The sequence below is a fragment of the Paenarthrobacter sp. A20 genome (assembly GCF_024168825.1).
Lineage (GTDB): Bacteria > Actinomycetota > Actinomycetes > Actinomycetales > Micrococcaceae > Arthrobacter.
The window spans coordinates 3,710,337-3,728,466 of record NZ_JALJWH010000001.1; the positions used below are offsets into that span (position 1 = coordinate 3,710,337).

An 18,130-nucleotide genomic window follows, 5' to 3' on the forward strand; every position below is an offset into this window, starting at 1 on the left:
ACCTACGCCACCTCCGTGAGGGGTATTCTGTATGGGTGTTCGGACGCAAAAAGGAAGAGCCCAGCGCTCAATCAGTAGTAGACCAGGCCTACGCCACCGCCCCGGAGCCCGGCGGCGCGAAGGGCGCCCCCACGCCCAAGCGGAAGGACCAGGAAGCTGCCCGCAAGCGCCCCCTGGTGCCCAACGACCGCAAGGCTTCCAAGGCAGCGGAACGGGTAGCCATCCAGGACCAGCGGCAGAAGATGCGGCAGGCGCTCGATACGGGCGACGAGAAGTTCCTTCCCCTCCGCGACAAGGGTCCCCAAAAGCGCTACACACGGGACTATGTGGACGCTCGCTTCAGCCTCGGTGAGTACCTCATGTTCGGTGCTTTGCTGTTCGTGGTGATCTCCCTGATCATTCCGCCCACAAGCGCCGGCATCAGCTATGTGTTGATTGGGTTCTGGATCATGTTCCTGGCCGTCTTCGTTGACGTCTTCATCCTGTCCCGCAAGCTTCGGAAGCGTCTTACCGAGAAGTTCGGCGAGGTGGAACGCGGCTCTGTTTGGTACGGCTGCATGCGGGCCCTTCAGTTCCGCAAGCTCCGCCTCCCCAAGCCGCAGGTCAAGCGTGGGCAGTACCCGGCCTAAGCGCCCAAGCCTCAGACATCAGACAAAGGAAGACCCCGGACCAACGGTCCGGGGTCTTCCTTTTCGTGGCCTGATTAACGCGCCGTCCTCTTGCGGATCTTTACCAGTCCCTTGTTAATACGTGAGGCCCAGAATGGACCTTCATAAAGGAATGCTGTGTAGCCCTGGACCAAAGTTGCGCCGGCATCCATTCGCTCCTGCACATCCGTTGCGGTTTCCACACCACCGACGGCGATGAGTACCAACTCGTCCCCTACAGCGTCCTTGAGCCTCCGTAGAACCTCCAAAGACCGATGCTTGAGGGGCGCCCCCGACAATCCACCTGCTCCCAGTGACTCAACCTTCGCAGCATCGGACAGCAGTCCGTCACGGGAGATCGTGGTGTTGGTGGCGATGATTCCATCAAGTTTCAGGTCCAAGGCCAGTCGAGCGACGTCGTCGATGTCGTCATTGGACAAATCCGGCGCAATCTTGACCAGCAGGGGCACGTGGCGTCCGGCAGCTTCATCAGCAGCGTCCCCAACTGCCCGCAACAGCGGGCGCAGCGTTTCCACATTCTGGAGCAGGCGAAGACCTGGTGTGTTGGGAGAGCTGACGTTGACTACGAGGTAGTCAGCCGCGGGAGCCAGGCTGCGTGCACTCACCAGGTAATCCTCGGTGGCATCGTCGAGTTCCACCACCTTGGTCTTGCCGATGTTAACCCCGATAACCGGGCGGACGTCCGGGTGCTGCCTTTGCAAAGCAGCCCGCGCAGACTTGAGCCTTGGCGCGACTGAAGCGGCGCCGTCGTTATTGAACCCCATCCGGTTAATCACCGCGCGGTCCTCAACCAAGCGGAACAGCCTGGGCTTCTCATTGCCTGGCTGCGCCTGGCCCGTGATGGTTCCCACCTCCACATGCCCGAATCCAAGCTCAGCCAACGCTTCGATGCCGTGACCTTCTTTGTCGAAACCTGCCGCCAGGCCGAAAGGTGACGGGAACGTCAGTCCCAGCGCCTCCGTGCGAAGTGAAGCGTCGGGAGCTGTAAGCCGGGCAAGGATCCGGCCGGCACCGGAGCGGTGGGCCGCCCGGATTCCCTGGAAGCCGATCTTGTGTGCCTTCTCGGCATCCATCCAGGAAAAGGCCAGCTTGAAAAATGTGGGGTAAACACGCATGGTCCTAGTTTTCCGCCTCATGGACAACTCACCAAACCCATGACCACCAATCCCGCTAGCATGTACGCATGCCTGGGGATTATGGTGACGCAAATCATGGACGCTGCAGGATCGATGCCGACGTCGTAGTGGTCGGCGCAGGCCTGTCCGGACTGGTTGCGGCCGCCACAGCCTATGCCGCCGGCAAGACGGTGGCTGTGCTGGATCAGGAGCCGGAAGCTTCCGTGGGTGGCCAAGCCCATTGGTCTTTTGGCGGGCTTTTCATGGTGAATACACCTGAGCAGCGGCGTCTGGGCGTCAGGGACAGCGCTGATCTCGCCCTGCATGACTGGCTCGCCTCCGCAGCTTTCGACCGGTCCGAAGACGGGACGGCCCGTCAGTGGGCCGAGGCGTACGTCGACTTCGCCGCCGGAGAGAAGCGGGCGTGGCTTAGGAGCCTTGGCGTTGGCATCTTCCCGTTGGTGCAATGGGCGGAACGCGGCGGCTATGGGCCGGAAGGCCATGGCAACACCGTCCCCCGCTTCCACGTCACATGGGGTACGGGGCCTGCCTTGGTGGAGCCGTTTCTCGCCAAGGTCCTGGAAGGCGTAAGGAGCGGCCGGGTCAGTTTGCACTTCAGGCACCGCGCCCTGTTGCTGACGACGACGACGGGCAGGATCACGGGCGTTTCGGGCGAGGTTCTTGAACCGTCGACGGCGATGCGGGGCCAAGCGTCCGCGCGGGTCGCCGTCAGTGGTTTCGAGGCCACGGCAGGCGCTGTTGTGGTGACCACGGGTGGCATCGGCGGCGATCACGCAGCCGTCCGCAGCCAGTGGCCCGGGGGAAAGGCGCCCGAGCACATGCTGAGTGGCGTGCCGGCTTCCGTGGACGGCAGTTTCCTTCCCGTCGTGGCAAGCGCTGGTGCTGCTTTGGTCAACGGCGACCGCATGTGGCACTACCCGGAAGGAATCCACAATTACGATCCTGTATGGCCCAATCATGGAATCAGGATCCTGCCCGGGCCCTCCTCGTTGTGGCTCGATGCCAAGGGCCGCCAGTTGCCCCCGCCGCTGTTCCCCGGTTTTGATTCCTTGGGGGCATTGCGCCACATCGTCGGAACGGGGCACGACTACTCATGGTTTGTCCTCAACCGCACCATTGCCCTCAAGGAACTTGCCCTGTCCGGTTCCGAGCAGAACCCCGACCTCACGGGCAAGGACGTCCGACTGCTTGCATCACGCCTGCGCCCAACCGGCGACACACCTATCCAGCGTTTCCTGGACCGGGGCGTGGACTTTCTGCAGGCGTCATCACCCGGGGAACTGGCCTCAAGAATGAACCAGCTCGCAGACAACTCCCTCATCGGAACCCGCGCGCTTGAAGAACTGATCAGCGCCCGGGACCGTCAAGTGGCAAGCGGCCTTGGGAAGGACCCACAGCTCGCCGCCATCAGGGCAGCACGTCGATTTGCCACGGACAAACTGATGCGGGTGGCACCACCGCATCGGCTGACTGACCCGGCGCATGGCCCGCTGATTGCCATCCGGCTCTCCGTATTGACAAGGAAAAGCCTGGGCGGCCTCGCAACGGACCTTCGTTCAAGGGTCCTGGACCGTAACGGGCAAGCCATCCCGGGTCTCTACGCAGCCGGCGAAGCAGCGGGATTCGGCGGTGGCGGCATCCATGGATACCGGGCATTGGAAGGAACATTCCTGGGCGGTTGCCTCTTCTCCGGGAGGGCGGCTGGCAGGGAAGCCACCGCCAGTGTCTAAGCTAAGGCCATGGAGTGGACGGAAGACTTCCTGGGAGCGGACTTCCAATCCTGTGGCCTTGATGCCACGGGAAACGATGGCGTGGTCCGCCACGCCACGCTGATCCGCCACCGCGTGGAGCCGAAGAACGGGGATACCGGTCGCAGTGAGGGCGCTCCGAAGCGGTTTGGTGCCGTTTTGTTCCTGCACGGATGGAGCGACTACTTCTTCAATACCGAGCTTGCCAGATTCTGGGCGGGGCAAGGATATGACTTCTACGCCCTGGACATGCACAACCATGGACGGAGCCTCCAGGCCGATAAACCGGGCGGCTACGTTGCAAACCTGACGGACTACGATGCCGAGATCAATCGGGCCGTCAGCGTGATTCAGGCCGATCGCTCAGCATCACCGAACGGCACGCTGACACTTATGGGGCACTCAACAGGGGGTTTGGTGGCCGCTTTGTGGGCCAGCCGCCATCCAGGAGAGATCCATTTCCTCGTCCTGGACAGTCCTTGGCTCGAAATGCACGGCAGCTCACTGGTTCGCCGGGCTGCACAGGCCATGGTGGCACCGCTTGCAAAGCTGCGACCCGAGACCATCTTGAAGTTGCCTGAGCGAGGATTCTACTTCCGCAGCATCAGTAGTACCGCAGAAGGGGAATGGGCCTTGGACGAGAATTACAGGCCCCCTTTGGCGTTCCCTGTGCGTGCCGGTTGGCTTCGCGCCGTATTTGCCGGACATTCGCAGGTTGCGCGGGGCCTGAAACTGGACATCCCTGTCCTTGTGTTGACCTCCACCGCCAGCGCCAATGGAATGGTTTGGCACGAATCCATGCGCCGTTCCGATGCGGTCCTGGATGTAGGTGTGATCGCGCTCAGGGCCATGGCATTGGGCCGCAGCGTCACCTTGGAACGCATCGACGGCGGTCTGCACGACGTCTTCCTGTCGGCGCCTGCGGTGCGAAAGGATGCATATGCGCGGCTGGCCAGGTGGATCAACGGGTTCATGCACGACGCCGTGCCGGAGGGCCAGCAGGAAGGGCAAACATGACCACAACGGAGGGGTCGGTATCAGTGTGGGAGCGCGACATTCTTGGCCACGGCTACGAATGCCTCGAGCTGCCGCTCAAGGCCGATGATGAAGGGCCCGTCAAAGCGACGCTCGTCAGGCACGCCCCACCGGTTGAGCAGGCCTCGCCTCAAGGCATCCTCGACTTCCTGACATCGTTCACCAAACGCAAGCGCCGCGCATCCCCGGCCGATCCTGGCGGAGCGCCGCGGGTGGTTCTCTACTTGCATGGATGGGCAGACTACTTCCTGCAAACCGAGCTTGCCGAGTACCTCACGGCGTCGGGCTTTCATTTCTATGCGTTGGACCTCCGCAAGTTCGGCCGTAGCTTGTTGCCGGGCCAGACGCCCGGCTACACCTCGGACCTGAGCGTCTACGACGAGGATCTTGCAGTTGCCTTAGTGGAGATCGAACGCGACGTGGCGGCACGGACCAGCAATGGTGCGGCCCCCACTATCCATATGCTTGGCCATTCCCTTGGGGGCTTGATCGCAGCGCTTTGGGCCGACCGAAATCCGGGCAGGTTGGGAACCCTGGTCCTGAATTCCCCCTGGCTTGAGCTTCAAGGCAGCAGCCTCGTCCGCAGTATCGCCATGCACCTGGTGGAGCCTTTTGCCCGCACGGACCCCAAACGCCCCTTCCGTTTTCCGGAGATGCCTGCCTATTGGGAGAGTGTCAGCAATGAAGCCCATGGCGAGTGGATCCTCGACCCAATCTGGCGTCCGAGGGCTTCCTTCCCCATCCGGGCTGGTTGGACGAAGGCCGTACTGGCTGGCCATGCGGCGGTAGAGCGCAAGCTCAACATTGACGCCCCCGTACTGGTGCTTCTCTCCGGGCGGACCAGGATCCAAGCAGAGTGGACGGCTGACCTGATGCGGGCGGACGCGGTCATTGACGTTGAGGAAACCTCGCGACGGGCGCTTGGCCTTGCCCGCCGGACGGCTGTGTTCCGCTACCCGGGCGCCCTTCATGACATCTTTCTGTCGAGACGCACCGTCCGGCAACAGGCCTACCGCGACGTCGCCGTCTGGCTGGCCGCATACCCGTACTGATTCAGCAAGCGTGTGCTAGTTTTTGGCGGGCGCAGCGTCCACTGCTCCCCCGTAGCGCCTATCACGCTTGGCATAGATCTCGACGGCGTCCCATAGTGTCCTTCTGTCGACATCCGGCCACAGAGTGTCCATGAAAACGAATTCCGCATAGGCCGATTGCCACAGCAGGAAGTTTGAGAGCCGCTGCTCCCCCGAACTACGCAGGAATAGGTCCACGTCCGGGAGGTCGGGCTCGTCGAGGTACTTCTGGATGGTCTTCTCGGACACCGCCCCGGGCTTTAATCTTCCTGCGGCGACGTCGTGGGCAATAGCCGAAACAGCGTCGGCGATCTCAGCCCGACCACCGTAATTAACACACATGGTCAACGTGCATGTGTCGTTGGCCCGCGTGTAGTCCTCGGCCTCCTCCAATTCCTTGATGACCGAACCCCACAAGCGGGGCCGACGACCAGCCCACCTGATACGGACGCCCCACTCATCCAATTGGTTGCGCTGACGACGTAGCACATCCTTGTTAAAACCCATGAGGAATCGGATTTCCTCAGGCGAACGCCGCCAGTTCTCCGTTGAAAACGCGTAGACACTGACGTATTTGATGCCGAGCTCGATAGCTCCTGCCATCACGTCCAGCAGGGCAGGCTCGCCGGCTTTGTGACCCTCAACGCGAGGGAGGCCACGCTGATTGGCCCAACGCCCGTTGCCATCCATGACGATGGCAACGTGCTGCGGAATGAGCTCACTTGGGATATTCGGCGGCAATGCCCCGGAGGGGTGTCCGTAAGGGGCAACTACTGGTGCCGTCCTGGCCGTTATCGCCTTGCTCTTCTTACCAAGTGCCACTGTCAGCTTCGCTCCACATGTTTGAGTGATTTCAAGGCCCGTTCCAGATGCCATTGCAGGTAGCTGGCCACCAGCCCCGCCGCTTCGCGCCGATGCCTCGGGTCGGATGAATCGGCTACGACCCAGTCGCCGGTCAGTAACGCACCGAGCAGCACTACCGTCTCCGGTGCCGGCGCAGGCGAACCGGGCGGTCGGCAATCACTGCAAACCATTCCGCCAACCGGAGCGGCAAAGGCTGTATGTGGTCCCGGGCGACCACAGCGGGCACAAGCTGTGAAACTCGGTGCCCACCCGCCTGTAGCCAAAGCGCGCAGCAGGTAGGAGTCCAGGATGAGTTCTGGTGGATGGTCGGAGCGGCTGAGGGCGGCCAGCGCACCAACCAACAGATTGTATTGGGCCGTCCCGGATTCGGTATCGGCATCCGTCAGTTTCTCGGCGGTCTCGGTCATGGCCGCAGCCACGGTAAACCGCCCATAGTCGGCAGCGATACTGCTCCCATAAGCACCCTTGGCCACGGCCTGCGTCACGATGTCGAGCGTCCGCCCGGAAACCAACTGCAAGTCCGCAACCATGAATGGCTCCAGGCGTGCCCCAAACCGGCTGGTGGTCCTCCGTACGCCCTTTGCCACGGCACGGACTTGCCCATGGTGTTTGGTCAATAAAGTGATGATGCGATCCGCCTCGCCCAACTTGTGGGTACGGAGCACCACGGCATCGTCCCTGTAGGACCGTGCTGCAAACGACGGATTGGCCACAACTAATCTTCGCACTATGCCTGGATCCAGCGGTGACCGCCGGACCGTTTGGTGACGGTATTTCCCGTCACCAAACGGTAGGCGCCTAGGCTCGGGCGTCCCGAACGGCCCGGTTGACTGCGGAAATCAGTGCCTTGAGGGACGACGTCGTGGTGCTGGGATCAATGCCCACGCCCCACAGGACCCGCTCACCTACGGCGCACTCAACGTAAGCCGCCGCGCAGGCGCTGCCGCCTTCAGACAGGGCATGCTCGCTGTAGTCCAGCACACGGACATCAACGCCGTCGTGGTGCAGGATATCCAACAGTGCAGCGATGGGACCATTGCCATGGCCCGTCCGCCGAACTTCCACGCCATCGATCCGCAGGTTCGCGTTCATGGTCATGGCACCGGCTTCATCGGTCTCTGTGCTTACGCTGCCCAGCGCGTAACGCCCCCACTGTGCCTGCTCTTCGTCGGACGGCAGGTACTCGTCCTGGAAGACCTGCCACAGTTGCGCGCCGCTGACCTCGCCACCCACGGCATCGGTCCGGCGCTGGATGACGCCGGAGAATTCGATCTGGGCGCGACGGGGCAGGTCCAGGTTGTGCTCGTTCTTCAGCAGGTAGGCAACCCCACCCTTGCCCGATTGCGAGTTGACGCGGATGACGGCTTCGTAGCTGCGGCCGAGGTCCTTGGGATCGACAGGCAGGTAGGGAACCTGCCAGGTGAAGTCGTCCACAGACCTGCCGGCTGCTGCGGCGTCCTTCTCCAGCGCTTCGAAGCCCTTCTTGATGGCGTCCTGGTGGGAACCGGAAAAAGCCGTGAAGACGAGGTCGCCGCCGTACGGGGAACGCTCGGGGACCGGCAGCTGGTTGCAGTACTCCACAGTGCGGCGGACTTCATCGATGTCCGAAAAATCGATCATGGGGTCAACACCCTGCACGAACATGTTCAATCCCAGAGTCACGAGATCCACGTTGCCCGTACGCTCACCGTTGCCGAACAAGCAGCCTTCGATCCGATCGGCGCCCGCCAGGTATCCCAGCTCGGCGGCAGCGACGCCCGTGCCGCGGTCGTTGTGCGGGTGCAGGGAGATGATGATGCCCTCCCGGGGGTGCAGATTACGGTGCATCCATTCAATCGAGTCGGCGTAGACGTTCGGGGTTGCCATCTCTACGGTTGCCGGCAGGTTGATAATGACCTGCTTGTCGGCGGAGGCTTCAAAGACGTCGGCAATGGCGTTGCAAACACGGGCGGCATACTCGAGTTCGGTTCCTGTGAAGGACTCCGGCGAGTACTCGTACGTGATGTGCGTATCTTCCAGCGTCTCTTCGTACTTCTTGCACAGGCGGGCACCCTGCAGGGCGATGTCGAGGATACCGTCTTCATCCTGGTTGAAGACCACGCGCCTTTGCAGGACGGACGTCGAGTTGTACAAGTGGACGATTGCCTGCTTCGCACCCACCAAGGACTCGTAAGTCCTCTCAATGAGGTGTTCACGTGCCTGGGTCAGCACCTGGATGCTGACGTCATCGGGAATATGGCCGCCCTCGATGAGCTGGCGTACGAAGTCGAAATCGGTCTGCGAGGCCGAAGGAAAACCGACTTCAATCTCCTTGTACCCCATCTTGACCAGCAGCTGGAACATCTTCAGCTTGCGGGCCGGGCTCATGGGGTCGATCAGTGCTTGGTTGCCGTCGCGCAGGTCCACTGCGCACCAACGCGGGGCTTTGGTGATGACTTTATCCGGCCAAGTGCGGTCAGGAACGTCGACGGTGATCTGGTCCTGGAACGGCAGGTAGCGGTGAATAGGCATACCGGAGGGCTTTTGTGCATTACGCATGACGTGTGGCCTTTTCTCTAAGAACTAACTGAAAGCTTAGCCGGACACAACGGAACTCCGCGGCGAGGATGGCCCAGCTTCAGATAGCTTTCAGGCCTCGCCGCGGCAGCTAAGAAGAAGCATCGCCGTACGCACAATTTCACAGTAACACGATGCGTATGATGACAGTGCAACACCTCATGCAACGTCCACTATGCAGACGCCGCCACGGTGGAAACGCCGGCGCAGTGTCCACACAAGGAGCCACAGTGCCACAGTCGGGGATCACTCTTTCGAACATCGATCACAGCGTCCGGCCCCAGGACGACCTCTACCAGCACGTCAATGGCGCGTGGCTCAACAGCACGACGATCCCGGATGACAGGCCGTTGGAAGGTACCTTTACGGCACTGCGGGATGGCGCCGAGCTGGCCGTTCAGGCGATTATCGAAGAAGCTGCCGGCAAGGGCGAGTCCGCAACCGGCGTCGAGCAGCAAGTAGGCGGCCTGTACGCCAGCTTCATGGACCAGGCCGCGGCCGAGGAAAAGGGGCTCGACCCAGTCCGGGGTCGTCTCGAAGAAGTTCGTTCCGTGGGGTCCGCAGATGAACTGGCTGCCCTGATCGGCCGTTTGTTCCGGTCGGACGTCACGGGCTTGTTCTCCATCTACCCGGCGCCGGATGCCGGGAACCCGGAGCGCATCCTTCTGTACATCGGGCAAGGTGGCCTGGGACTGCCGGACGAGTCCTATTACCGGGAGGAAAAGTTTACGGGCATTGTGGCCGCCTACGGCGAGTACATTGCCAGGTTGTTCACCCTCGCAGGCATCCCCGACGCACAGGCGGCCTCCACGCGCATTCTCGGCCTCGAAACTGTCCTGGCGTCGCATCACTGGGACAATGTGACGCTGAGGGATCCCCAGAAAACCTACAACCTCAAGTCTGCCGATGAAGCCGCGAATATCTTCCCGTTGCTGGACACCTGGTTCGAAGCCGCGCGGGTTGAGCGGGACAAGCGTCATGAGATAGTTGTCAGCACCCCGGACTTCTTCGCCGGCGCCGCGGGGTTGTTGGAGTCCGAGCCGCTGGAAACGTGGAAGGAATGGCTGACGCTCAGGGTTCTTAGCTCGGCTGCCCCCTACCTTTCCTCAGAGTTCGTCGATACCAACTTCGATTTCTACGGCACCAAACTCAGCGGCACGCCCCAAAACAAGGAGCGTTGGAAGCGAGGAGTTGCCGTTGTCGAGGCTGCGCTTGGCGAAGCCGTCGGACAAATCTACGTGGAGCGGCACTTCCCCGCCGGCCACAAAGCAAGGATGGAGACCCTCGTCGCCAACCTGATCGAGGCTTACCGCGAGAGCATCTCCTCCCTGGACTGGATGGGCGAAGAAACCAAGAAGGAAGCCCTCAGGAAGCTGGAAGCCTTCCGGCCAAAGATCGGTTTCCCGGAAAAATGGATCGACTATTCCGCCGTGGAAATCGATCCCAAAGACCTGCTGGGCAACGTGGAACGCGCCCATGATGCTGACGTCGACCGGCATCTGGACGAGATCGGCAAGCCCGTTGACCTGACCAAATGGCTCATGACACCTCAAACAGTCAACGCCTACTACCACCCCATGCTGAACGAGATCGTTTTTCCGGCCGCGATCCTCCAGCCGCCCTTCTTCAACGCAGACGCTGACGATGCTGTGAACTACGGCGGCATCGGGGCTGTGATCGGACACGAAATCGGACACGGGTTCGACGACCAAGGTTCCCAGTTCGATGGAAGCGGGGCACTGCGCAACTGGTGGACTGAGGAGGACCGGTCCGCATTCGAAGCTCTCACGGCCAAGTTGGTGGCCCAGTACGACGCCCTCTCCCCCTACGCTGCACCCGACCATAAGGTCAACGGCAAACTGACCCTGGGCGAAAACATCGGCGACCTTGGCGGCCTGACGATTGCGTATAAGGCCTACCTCCTTAGCCTGGGCGACGCCGAGCCCGAGGTCATCGACGGCTTCACAGGCCAGCAGCGCTTCTTCATGTCGTGGGCAGCCGGCTGGCGCCAAGTGATCCGCACAGAGGAAGCAATCCGACGGTTGGCCACGGATCCGCACTCCCCGAACGAGTTCCGCACCAATGCCATCGCCCGCAACCTCGACGCTTTCCATGCAGCATTCGGTGTCAGTGCGACGGATGGTATGTGGATGGAATCGGAAGACCGCGTGAGCATCTGGTAGGACAGGGATGAGAGAGGCCGGGCCATGTGGCCCGGCCTCTCTCATGCTCCAATGTTTTCCACGATCAGCTATTGATCGATGTACAGCGGATTTACCTGCTGGCAAACGGCCTCACTGGCTGTCTGATTCACCACGTCCGACGGAACCGACGCTGCGCCGTAGGCAGTACCCGTCCCGAAGTCCGTACCAACGTAAAGCTGGACTCCCGCTACTCCCGGCGCTTCTTGCACCTGGGCCGCCGGGATACCGTACAGAGTGGCGACGTCAGCTGCCACGTCGGCAAAGCCAGCCCCGTAGTAGAGCACTGTCTGGTCCACGGGGTTCGCCAGATATGACACCGCCTGGGTAAATCCATTGCCCGTCAGCACAGCCATCAGTTCCTGGGCCCTCGCGGCAATGCCACTGCCGTTGGCAACCGCGACAGGCTGGATCGCCTTATCGTAGGCGGGGGCCGCGGGCGTGGTGGCTGTGGGCTGGGCCGCAGGGGTTTCCGTCGCGGCCGGTGAAGAGGTAGCACCGGGTGTCGTCAGGTCAAGGTCAGCGCGCAAAGCGGCGAAGAGTTGGGAAGCCTGGGGCTCAATGAGCTCGAGCCTGTTCGGATCAACTGCTGCTGCTTGAGTCGGCACGGCGACGAACGCGACCTTGGACACATCAATGTCCTTCAACCGCCCACCGATGGTCAACAACGACGGCACGGACGCCAGCCCCTCATCCACAGTGAGGTTCTGCGTTACCACGTCTGCTATCTGCAGGAGTCTCTGGGGGTTGCCCAGGGTTCCTTCATCCTTGAGCTTCCTTGTCAGGGACGAAAGGAACGCCTGCTGTCCCTTGATGCGTCCAAGGTCGCCTCCGTCACCAAATGCGTGTCGGGTCCGCAGGAAGGCGAGGGCTTGTTCTCCCTCCACCAGCGAGTCACCTTTGGGCAGGCGAAGCCGGGAGTCCGGGTCAAAGACGGGGTCGCTGACACACACATTGACGCCGCCGATAGCGTGGGACAACTCCTTGACGGCGTTGAAGTCCGCCATCATGAAGTGGTCGATTTCAAGGCCAGTCAGCTTGTTGATGGTATCCACCGCACAACCGATGCCGGCTTCTGCCATGGCCTCGTTGATCATGACGCCGCTGCGGGCGGGGAAGGTCTGGTTGTTGGTGTGGTCCGTACATTGGGGCACGTTCACCAAGAGGTCACGCGGGAAACTCATGACGCTGACGCGCTTGTTGTCGGCTGAGATGTCCAGGAGCATCATCACATCGGAGTGACCGTAGCCCGTGGAATCCTCGGAGGTTCCGTACTCCGAGTTCTTTCCGTCACGGGTGTCAGAACCAAGGATAAGGATTTGCAGGCGGTCGGATTTGTCATTGGCCAGGGCCTCCCCGGAATCCCGGGACTCCCCGGCGCTCAAGGGTGCCTTGGTAATGTTGCTCTGCAGCCGGATGAACCAAAAAGCCGCAAAGGCAACACCGGCAACCAGGGCCACGGAAACCACGCCGGTAACAATCTTCAGCCAGAGCGGAAGTCCTTTGCGGACCTTCATATGGCGGGGAGTGCCCTCGGCATCCTCGCCATGGCGGGCCGCAACGGAGCCAGCGGTGCCGGTGCCCTGCGGGCGGGCGTCACGACGTCGCACTATTCGGTTTACCTTTCCTCAAACACGTGGATTCCCGCCATCATAGTTGCCGATTCTGGGAAGTTCCTTATCGGGCCGAAGCCACGCCGGGACGTGTGACGCCGTTTAGAATCCGAGTTTGACCAATTGCTTGGGATCGCGCTGCCAGTCCTTGGCTACCTTGACGTGCAAATCAAGATAGATCCTGGTACCCAGCAGTGTCTCGATTCCCTTGCGCGCGTTGGTCCCCACTTCACGCAGCCGGCTTCCGCCCTTGCCGATGATGATGGCTTTCTGGGAAGGACGCTCAACGTACAGATTTACCCGCACATCCAATAGCGGGTTGTCTTCGGTTCGACCTTCGCGGGGAACGATCTCGTCCACCACCACGGCCAGGGAATGCGGAAGTTCGTCCCGGACACCCTCCAGGGCGGCCTCACGGATGAGTTCGGCAATCATGACCGCCTCGGGCTCGTCCGTCAATTCCCCATCGGGATAAAGCGGCGGCGACGACGGCATATGGCTGATGAGTACGTCAGCGACCGTGGAGACCTGGAAGCCGTCGGCCGCGGAAACGGGAACGATGTCGGCCCACCCCTGCTCACCGAGGACCTCCCGCCCCAAAGCTGCCACGGCAAGCAACTGCTCAGTCAGCGCTTGACGGTCCACGAGGTCGGTTTTGGTCACCAGGGCCACGATCGGCTTACGCCCCACGGCGGCCAGTTGCGCCGCAATGTATTTGTCGCCGGGGCCGATCTTTTCGTTCGCCGGCAGGCAGAATCCAATGGCGTCCACTTCGGCCAAGGTATCGGCCACGAGTTCGTTGAGGCGCTTACCCAACAGCGTACGGGGCCTGTGCAGGCCAGGGGTGTCTACCAGAATCAACTGCGCATCGTCGCGATGGACAATACCTCGGATGGTGTGACGAGTGGTCTGGGGCTTGGCTGAGGTGATGGCCACTTTCTGGCCGACCAAGGCGTTGGTCAGCGTCGACTTACCGGCGTTCGGCCGGCCCACCAACACCGAGAAGCCTGCGTGGAAGCCGCCGAAATCATTATCGGCATCGAATTTCTTATTTTGCTTGCTCACGTGGAACTCCCTGTTGCGTTGAGTCGGCGTCTTCGAGTAGGTCTTCAAAGTCAGTGTCTTCCTTTGGCATGGCTGCCGCAATGATATGGCTGACCCTGTTTCGGCGACCCTCAAGCCTATCCGCCCTGAGTGATATTCCGTTCACCTCAACGGAGCTTCCTACAATCGGAACCTGGCCGAGGGCCTTGGCCAGGAGGCCACCCACGGTATCGACCTCGTCGTCGTCGAGGTCGATGTCGAACAATTCACCCAGGTCATCAATGCTCATGCGGGCGCTGACCCGGAACGTGCCGTCTCCAAGGTCCACGGCTTCTTCCGCGGCGGCATCGTATTCATCAACGATTTCGCCCACGATTTCCTCGATAAGGTCTTCCAGGGTGACCAGCCCGGCGGTTCCGCCGTATTCGTCAATGACGATCGCCACGTGGGTTGATTCCTGCTGCAGTTCCCTGAGGAGGTCGCTCACGAGCTTGGATTCAGGGACGTAGCGGACGTCCCTGGCGAGGGAATCAACGTCATGCGCCTGCAGCCCGGGTTCGCCGCGATGCATGGCCGCGGCTACATCCTTCAGGTAGAGAATTCCCCGGATTTGGTCCGTGTTCTCGCCAATAACCGGAATCCTCGAATATCCGGAACGTAGAAAAAGACCCATGGCCGCCTCAAGGTCCGAGCCGGTACCGATGCTGACGATATCCGTGCGAGGGACCATGACCGAACGCACCAACGTGTCGCCGAAGTCAAAGACCGAATGGATGAGCTCTGCTTCGTTGTCCTCGATCATGTCCGACTCAGCGGCACGATCCACGAATTCCCGGAATTCTTCTTCGCTCACAAACGCGTCGTCGCCACTCGGGGCACCGGGAGCCACAGCTTGGCCAAGCGCCACGAGCCAGCCGGGGATGGGACCAAGAATCCAGCAGAGGAACCTGATCAACGGAGCTGTGAAACGTACGACGGGTCCGGAATGTGCACGGCCCAACTGCCTGGGCGAAACACCAACCAGGACAAAGCCGATCACGGCCATGATTCCGGTGGCCGCAAGGCCGGCTAGCCACACGTTGTCCAACAAGCTGTGCAGGACCACCGCAACGGCCACGGCAGCGGCCATTTCGAACCACACACGCCAGAAGCGCAAGGCGCGCATATGCGCGATGGGGGCTTTGAGGATGCCACTTAGGGCTTTGCCCTTGCTGCGGACGATGGATTGTTCGGCCTCATGCCGGGGCAGGAAGTTGAAGGCGGCCTCGGCAGCAGTCAGCAAAGCGACGAAACTGAGGAAAACCAGTGCCATGCCGACCAGGATGATCCAGGTCACTGCATGGTCTCCATGGGGGCATCCTTGCCCAGGAATTCAGACAGCAGTTCGCGCTGCAAACCGAACATCTCTTCTTTTTCTTCCGGCTCAGCATGGTCGAACCCGAGAAGGTGAAGGATGCCATGGGTGGTCAGCAGCAGCATCTCGTCCTGGGTAGGATGTCCGGCGTTGCGTGCCTGAACCTCGGCCACTTGGGGGCAGATGGCGATGTCGCCCAACATGCCTTGCGGCGTGGGCTTGTCAGGGGTGCCCGGCGTCAGCTCGTCCATGGGCACCGACAAAACGTCTGTGGCCCCAGGCTCGTCCATGAGTTCGATATGCAGCTTCTCCATGGCGGGTTCATCAACCAGAAGAATTGAAAGCTCGGCCTGCGGATGGATGTACAGCCGCTCAAAGATGAACCGGGACAACGTCACCAGCTGGGCCTCGTCCACCGCCACGCCGGATTCGTTGTTGACTTCAATGCTCATTTGCGTTCTCCACGTTTGTACTGTGTGCCGGCGGCGTCGGTGCGGTGCGCGTCATCCCATGTGCTGTAAGCGGAGACGATATCTGCGACCAGGCGGTGCCGTACCACGTCAGCCGCCTCAAGAATGGAAAAGTTGACGTCATCGATGCCGCTGAGGATTTCGCGGACAATCCGCAGGCCCGACGTAGCACCCAGCGGAAGGTCGATCTGGGTGACGTCCCCGGTGACCACCATTTTGGAGCCGAACCCAAGACGCGTCAGGAACATCTTCATTTGTTCCGGAGTGGTGTTCTGGGCTTCATCGAGAATGATGAAGGCATCGTTCAGAGTTCGTCCGCGCATGTAGGCCAAAGGAGCCACCTCGATGGTCCCTGCAGCCATCAGCCGCGGAATGGACTCCGGATCCATCATGTCGTGCAAGGCATCGTAAAGCGGGCGGAGATAGGGATCGATCTTGTCGCTCAACGTGCCGGGCAGGAACCCCAGCCGCTCCCCCGCTTCCACGGCAGGCCGCGTCAGGATAATCCGGCTGACCTCCTTCATCTGGAGCGCCTGGACAGCCTTGGCCATGGCCAAGTACGTCTTACCCGTACCAGCTGGACCGATACCGAAAATCACGGTGTTTGCATCGATGGCATCCACGTAGTTCTTCTGGTTCAGCGTCTTGGGCCGGATGGTCTTGCCCCTGCTGGAAAGTATGTTGTGCGTCAGGACATCAGCAGGATTCTGCACGGACTGGGTCCTCAACAAGGAGACGAGCTGCTGAAGGACATCCGGGGTGACCACGGTTCCCTTTGCCACGAGACCACGGACTTCTTCGAGAAGTCTCATGATCCGGGGGATGACGGTGGAAGGTCCCGTCATGGAGAGCTCGTTGCCGCGGACATGGAAATTGACGTCCTGGAACTGTTCCTCGATGTACCGCAGGGCTTCGTCGTGGCTGCCCAGCGAGTGAACCATCTGGTCGGAGTTATCGAACGTGACAACTTCCGTGCGCGTGCCCGGTAAGGTGTGCGGGAACTCGTTGGGCGGCTGGTTGCCGTTTCCGGTCCTGAGCCGCCCGTTCAAAGATTCACTCATAGTGCTGGCCGTCAGGCCTGTTCTCCTCCGGTTGGTCGTAATAACGCCATCGATTCGACATCAGCGGTGGACTTTCAGCGACCGCATTGATGCCGGAATGTCTCCAATCCTACGCCAGCCCGGCCTGCGATGAACCTCAGCAGGCGGCCACGTTCCGGCGCGCATCGTGATTGCCGACTTTTTGTCTCAACTCTGCATCAAGCCGGTATCAATCACGTTTCAGTTGGCGCAGGTCCACGGAATCCCGGCCGCCCGCCGTCGGCAATGTGCCAAGCTGGCATAGCGGGTGGAACCACAACCCCGCACCCCAGCCGCTCCATGGCTCCCAAATAAATGCAGGGACAGGACAGGAAACCCATCAAGAAGTCAGCCAACAACGCTCCGGGCGTGCACAAGCGGACCAAGTCCGCTATCGCCGTGCCTGTGATGCTTGCTGCCCTCTTGCTGACTGGGTGCATTGCCAACGGCGAGAGCACCCAGGCCACATCCAGTCCGCCGCCTTTGACCATGCAGGATGCCCCGGCCAGCAACGCCCCGTTGGAGACTACCCAGGCCTCAACCAAGATCCCGGTCTATTGGATTGGGCGTAGCAAGGAAGAGGTCTACCTCTACCGCGAGTTCAGGGATATCTCCGGCGACGGAAACCCCGTGACCACGGCGCTGCGGATCATGATGGCGGAAAAGCCACTGGACCATGACTTCTTCACGCCATGGCAGGAACCGGCCAGCCTGGCCACGTCCATTTCAGGCAAGAACGTGATTACCGTCGACATTTCCCGCGACGCATTCAATTCGAACCTGGACGCCGGTATGGCGCAGCGGGCCATACAGCAGCTGGTGTATACGGCGACAGCAGCGGCTTCGTCCTCGGGCCTCATCAATTCCGGACAGCAGATCCAGGTGGTCATCCTGGTTGACGGACACAAGGATTACATGGCGTTCGGGCAAATCCAGTTGGGTCAGCCCATGGCCCGCGATGCCTCCCTGGTGGCGCCTCTGTGGATCATCGATCCACAGGAAGACACCTCGATGCCCACAGGCTTGGTCAAGTTCAACGGGCGGAGCACCGACAGCTCCAAACCCATCGCGTGGCAGGTCCTGCAGGACAACGGCAAGGGCGAGAAGACAAGTCTGCTGACGGGTCAAACGAAAGCCACGGGCGAACCCGGACAGTACGGCCTCTTCACGTTCGGCGCCACACTCAAGGCCGGTCAGTACGAGGTACGTGTCTCGCAGGTCGACGATGCTGGAAACACGATCGCGACAAGCACTGACACCCGGTTGTTCAGGGTCGGATAGCTCCTCAGGGT

15 protein-coding genes are annotated in these 18,130 nt (G+C 61.2%); 6 read left to right on the forward strand and 9 right to left on the reverse strand.

Translation table 11 applies throughout. The annotated features are described in order from the left end of the window. Positions 1 to 35: 35 nt before the first annotated feature. Positions 36 to 629, forward strand: a complete 594-nt coding sequence (locus J3D46_RS17080; RefSeq protein ID WP_231342849.1) for a DUF3043 domain-containing protein — start codon at positions 36 to 38, stop codon at positions 627 to 629. Positions 630 to 703: 74 nt separating this feature from the next. On the opposite strand, the gene J3D46_RS17085 is transcribed toward J3D46_RS17080, so the two are convergent. After that, complete coding sequence (locus J3D46_RS17085) at positions 704 to 1,783, reverse strand: quinone-dependent dihydroorotate dehydrogenase (RefSeq protein ID WP_231342851.1); 1,080 nt, start codon at positions 1,781 to 1,783, stop codon at positions 704 to 706. A gap of 68 nt (positions 1,784 to 1,851) precedes the next feature. Here J3D46_RS17085 and J3D46_RS17090 point away from each other — a divergent pair, with 68 nt between their 5' ends. From J3D46_RS17090 to J3D46_RS17100, 3 genes are read left to right on the forward strand one after another with little or no spacing between them, the layout of a single operon-like run. Beyond that, positions 1,852 to 3,534 (forward strand): FAD-binding dehydrogenase, encoded by a 1,683-nt coding sequence (locus J3D46_RS17090; protein ID WP_253468282.1) that lies wholly within the window; start codon positions 1,852 to 1,854, stop codon positions 3,532 to 3,534. 9 nt (positions 3,535 to 3,543) lie between these two features. After that, positions 3,544 to 4,569: an alpha/beta hydrolase gene (locus J3D46_RS17095; RefSeq protein ID WP_253468283.1), complete on the forward strand. Its 1,026-nt coding sequence runs from the start codon at positions 3,544 to 3,546 to the stop codon at positions 4,567 to 4,569. Further along, positions 4,566 to 5,639: an alpha/beta hydrolase gene (locus tag J3D46_RS17100; protein ID WP_253468284.1), complete on the forward strand. Its 1,074-nt coding sequence runs from the start codon at positions 4,566 to 4,568 to the stop codon at positions 5,637 to 5,639. Before J3D46_RS17095 ends, J3D46_RS17100 begins: the two co-directional genes overlap by 4 nt. Positions 5,640 to 5,654: 15 nt before the next feature. Here J3D46_RS17100 and J3D46_RS17105 read toward each other — a convergent pair whose 3' ends face one another. The 3 genes from J3D46_RS17105 to leuA all read right to left on the reverse strand — a co-directional run bounded on the left by J3D46_RS17105 (position 5,655) and on the right by leuA (position 9,059). Next, positions 5,655 to 6,479, reverse strand: a complete 825-nt coding sequence (locus J3D46_RS17105) for an isoprenyl transferase (RefSeq protein WP_253468285.1) — start codon at positions 6,477 to 6,479, stop codon at positions 5,655 to 5,657. A gap of 2 nt (positions 6,480 to 6,481) precedes the next feature. Then, positions 6,482 to 7,234, reverse strand: a complete 753-nt coding sequence (gene recO, locus J3D46_RS17110) for a DNA repair protein RecO (RefSeq protein ID WP_253468286.1) — start codon at positions 7,232 to 7,234, stop codon at positions 6,482 to 6,484. Positions 7,235 to 7,319: 85 nt separating this feature from the next. Then, complete coding sequence (gene leuA, locus J3D46_RS17115) at positions 7,320 to 9,059, reverse strand: 2-isopropylmalate synthase (RefSeq protein ID WP_253468287.1); 1,740 nt, start codon at positions 9,057 to 9,059, stop codon at positions 7,320 to 7,322. Positions 9,060 to 9,307: 248 nt separating this feature from the next. On the opposite strand from leuA, the gene J3D46_RS17120 reads away from it, so the two are divergent. Next, positions 9,308 to 11,260: a M13-type metalloendopeptidase gene (locus tag J3D46_RS17120; protein ID WP_253468288.1), complete on the forward strand. Its 1,953-nt coding sequence runs from the start codon at positions 9,308 to 9,310 to the stop codon at positions 11,258 to 11,260. Between the two features lie 68 nt (positions 11,261 to 11,328). Here J3D46_RS17120 and J3D46_RS17125 read toward each other — a convergent pair whose 3' ends face one another. The 5 genes from J3D46_RS17125 to J3D46_RS17145 form a co-directional block, all read right to left on the reverse strand. Beyond that, positions 11,329 to 12,888, reverse strand: a complete 1,560-nt coding sequence (locus J3D46_RS17125) for an LCP family protein (protein WP_253468289.1) — start codon at positions 12,886 to 12,888, stop codon at positions 11,329 to 11,331. Positions 12,889 to 12,993: 105 nt separating this feature from the next. After that, entirely contained in the window at positions 12,994 to 13,956 is a 963-nt protein-coding gene (era, locus tag J3D46_RS17130; protein WP_253468290.1) for a GTPase Era, read from the reverse strand. Next, positions 13,940 to 15,271 (reverse strand): hemolysin family protein, encoded by a 1,332-nt coding sequence (locus J3D46_RS17135; protein ID WP_231342926.1) that lies wholly within the window; start codon positions 15,269 to 15,271, stop codon positions 13,940 to 13,942. The genes era and J3D46_RS17135 overlap by 17 nt, the downstream gene beginning before the upstream one ends. After that, the gene (gene ybeY, locus J3D46_RS17140; RefSeq protein ID WP_089595199.1) at positions 15,268 to 15,741 is read right to left on the reverse strand and encodes an rRNA maturation RNase YbeY; all 474 of its coding nucleotides are present in this window, start codon (positions 15,739 to 15,741) and stop codon (positions 15,268 to 15,270) included. The genes J3D46_RS17135 and ybeY overlap by 4 nt, the downstream gene beginning before the upstream one ends. Beyond that, a complete protein-coding gene (locus tag J3D46_RS17145; RefSeq protein WP_231342928.1) occupies positions 15,738 to 16,820 on the reverse strand; it encodes a PhoH family protein in 1,083 nt (360 codons plus the stop codon). Before J3D46_RS17145 ends, ybeY begins: the two co-directional genes overlap by 4 nt. Before the next feature lie 426 nt (positions 16,821 to 17,246). On the opposite strand from J3D46_RS17145, the gene J3D46_RS17150 reads away from it, so the two are divergent. Next, a complete protein-coding gene (locus tag J3D46_RS17150; RefSeq protein ID WP_231342948.1) occupies positions 17,247 to 18,119 on the forward strand; it encodes a GerMN domain-containing protein in 873 nt (290 codons plus the stop codon). Positions 18,120 to 18,130 lie beyond the last annotated feature (11 nt).

Coding starts and splice junctions, on each gene's coding strand:
- J3D46_RS17085 (WP_231342851.1), bottom strand. CDS start 1,783: ATGCGTGTTTACCCCACATTTTTCAAGCTGGCCTTTTCCTGGATGGAT.
- J3D46_RS17150 (WP_231342948.1), top strand. CDS start 17,247: ATGCTTGCTGCCCTCTTGCTGACTGGGTGCATTGCCAACGGCGAGAGC.
- leuA (WP_253468287.1), bottom strand. CDS start 9,059: ATGCGTAATGCACAAAAGCCCTCCGGTATGCCTATTCACCGCTACCTG.
- J3D46_RS17100 (WP_253468284.1), top strand. CDS start 4,566: ATGACCACAACGGAGGGGTCGGTATCAGTGTGGGAGCGCGACATTCTT.
- J3D46_RS17145 (WP_231342928.1), bottom strand. CDS start 16,820: ATGAGTGAATCTTTGAACGGGCGGCTCAGGACCGGAAACGGCAACCAG.
- ybeY (WP_089595199.1), bottom strand. CDS start 15,741: ATGAGCATTGAAGTCAACAACGAATCCGGCGTGGCGGTGGACGAGGCC.
- J3D46_RS17095 (WP_253468283.1), top strand. CDS start 3,544: ATGGAGTGGACGGAAGACTTCCTGGGAGCGGACTTCCAATCCTGTGGC.
- J3D46_RS17090 (WP_253468282.1), top strand. CDS start 1,852: ATGCCTGGGGATTATGGTGACGCAAATCATGGACGCTGCAGGATCGAT.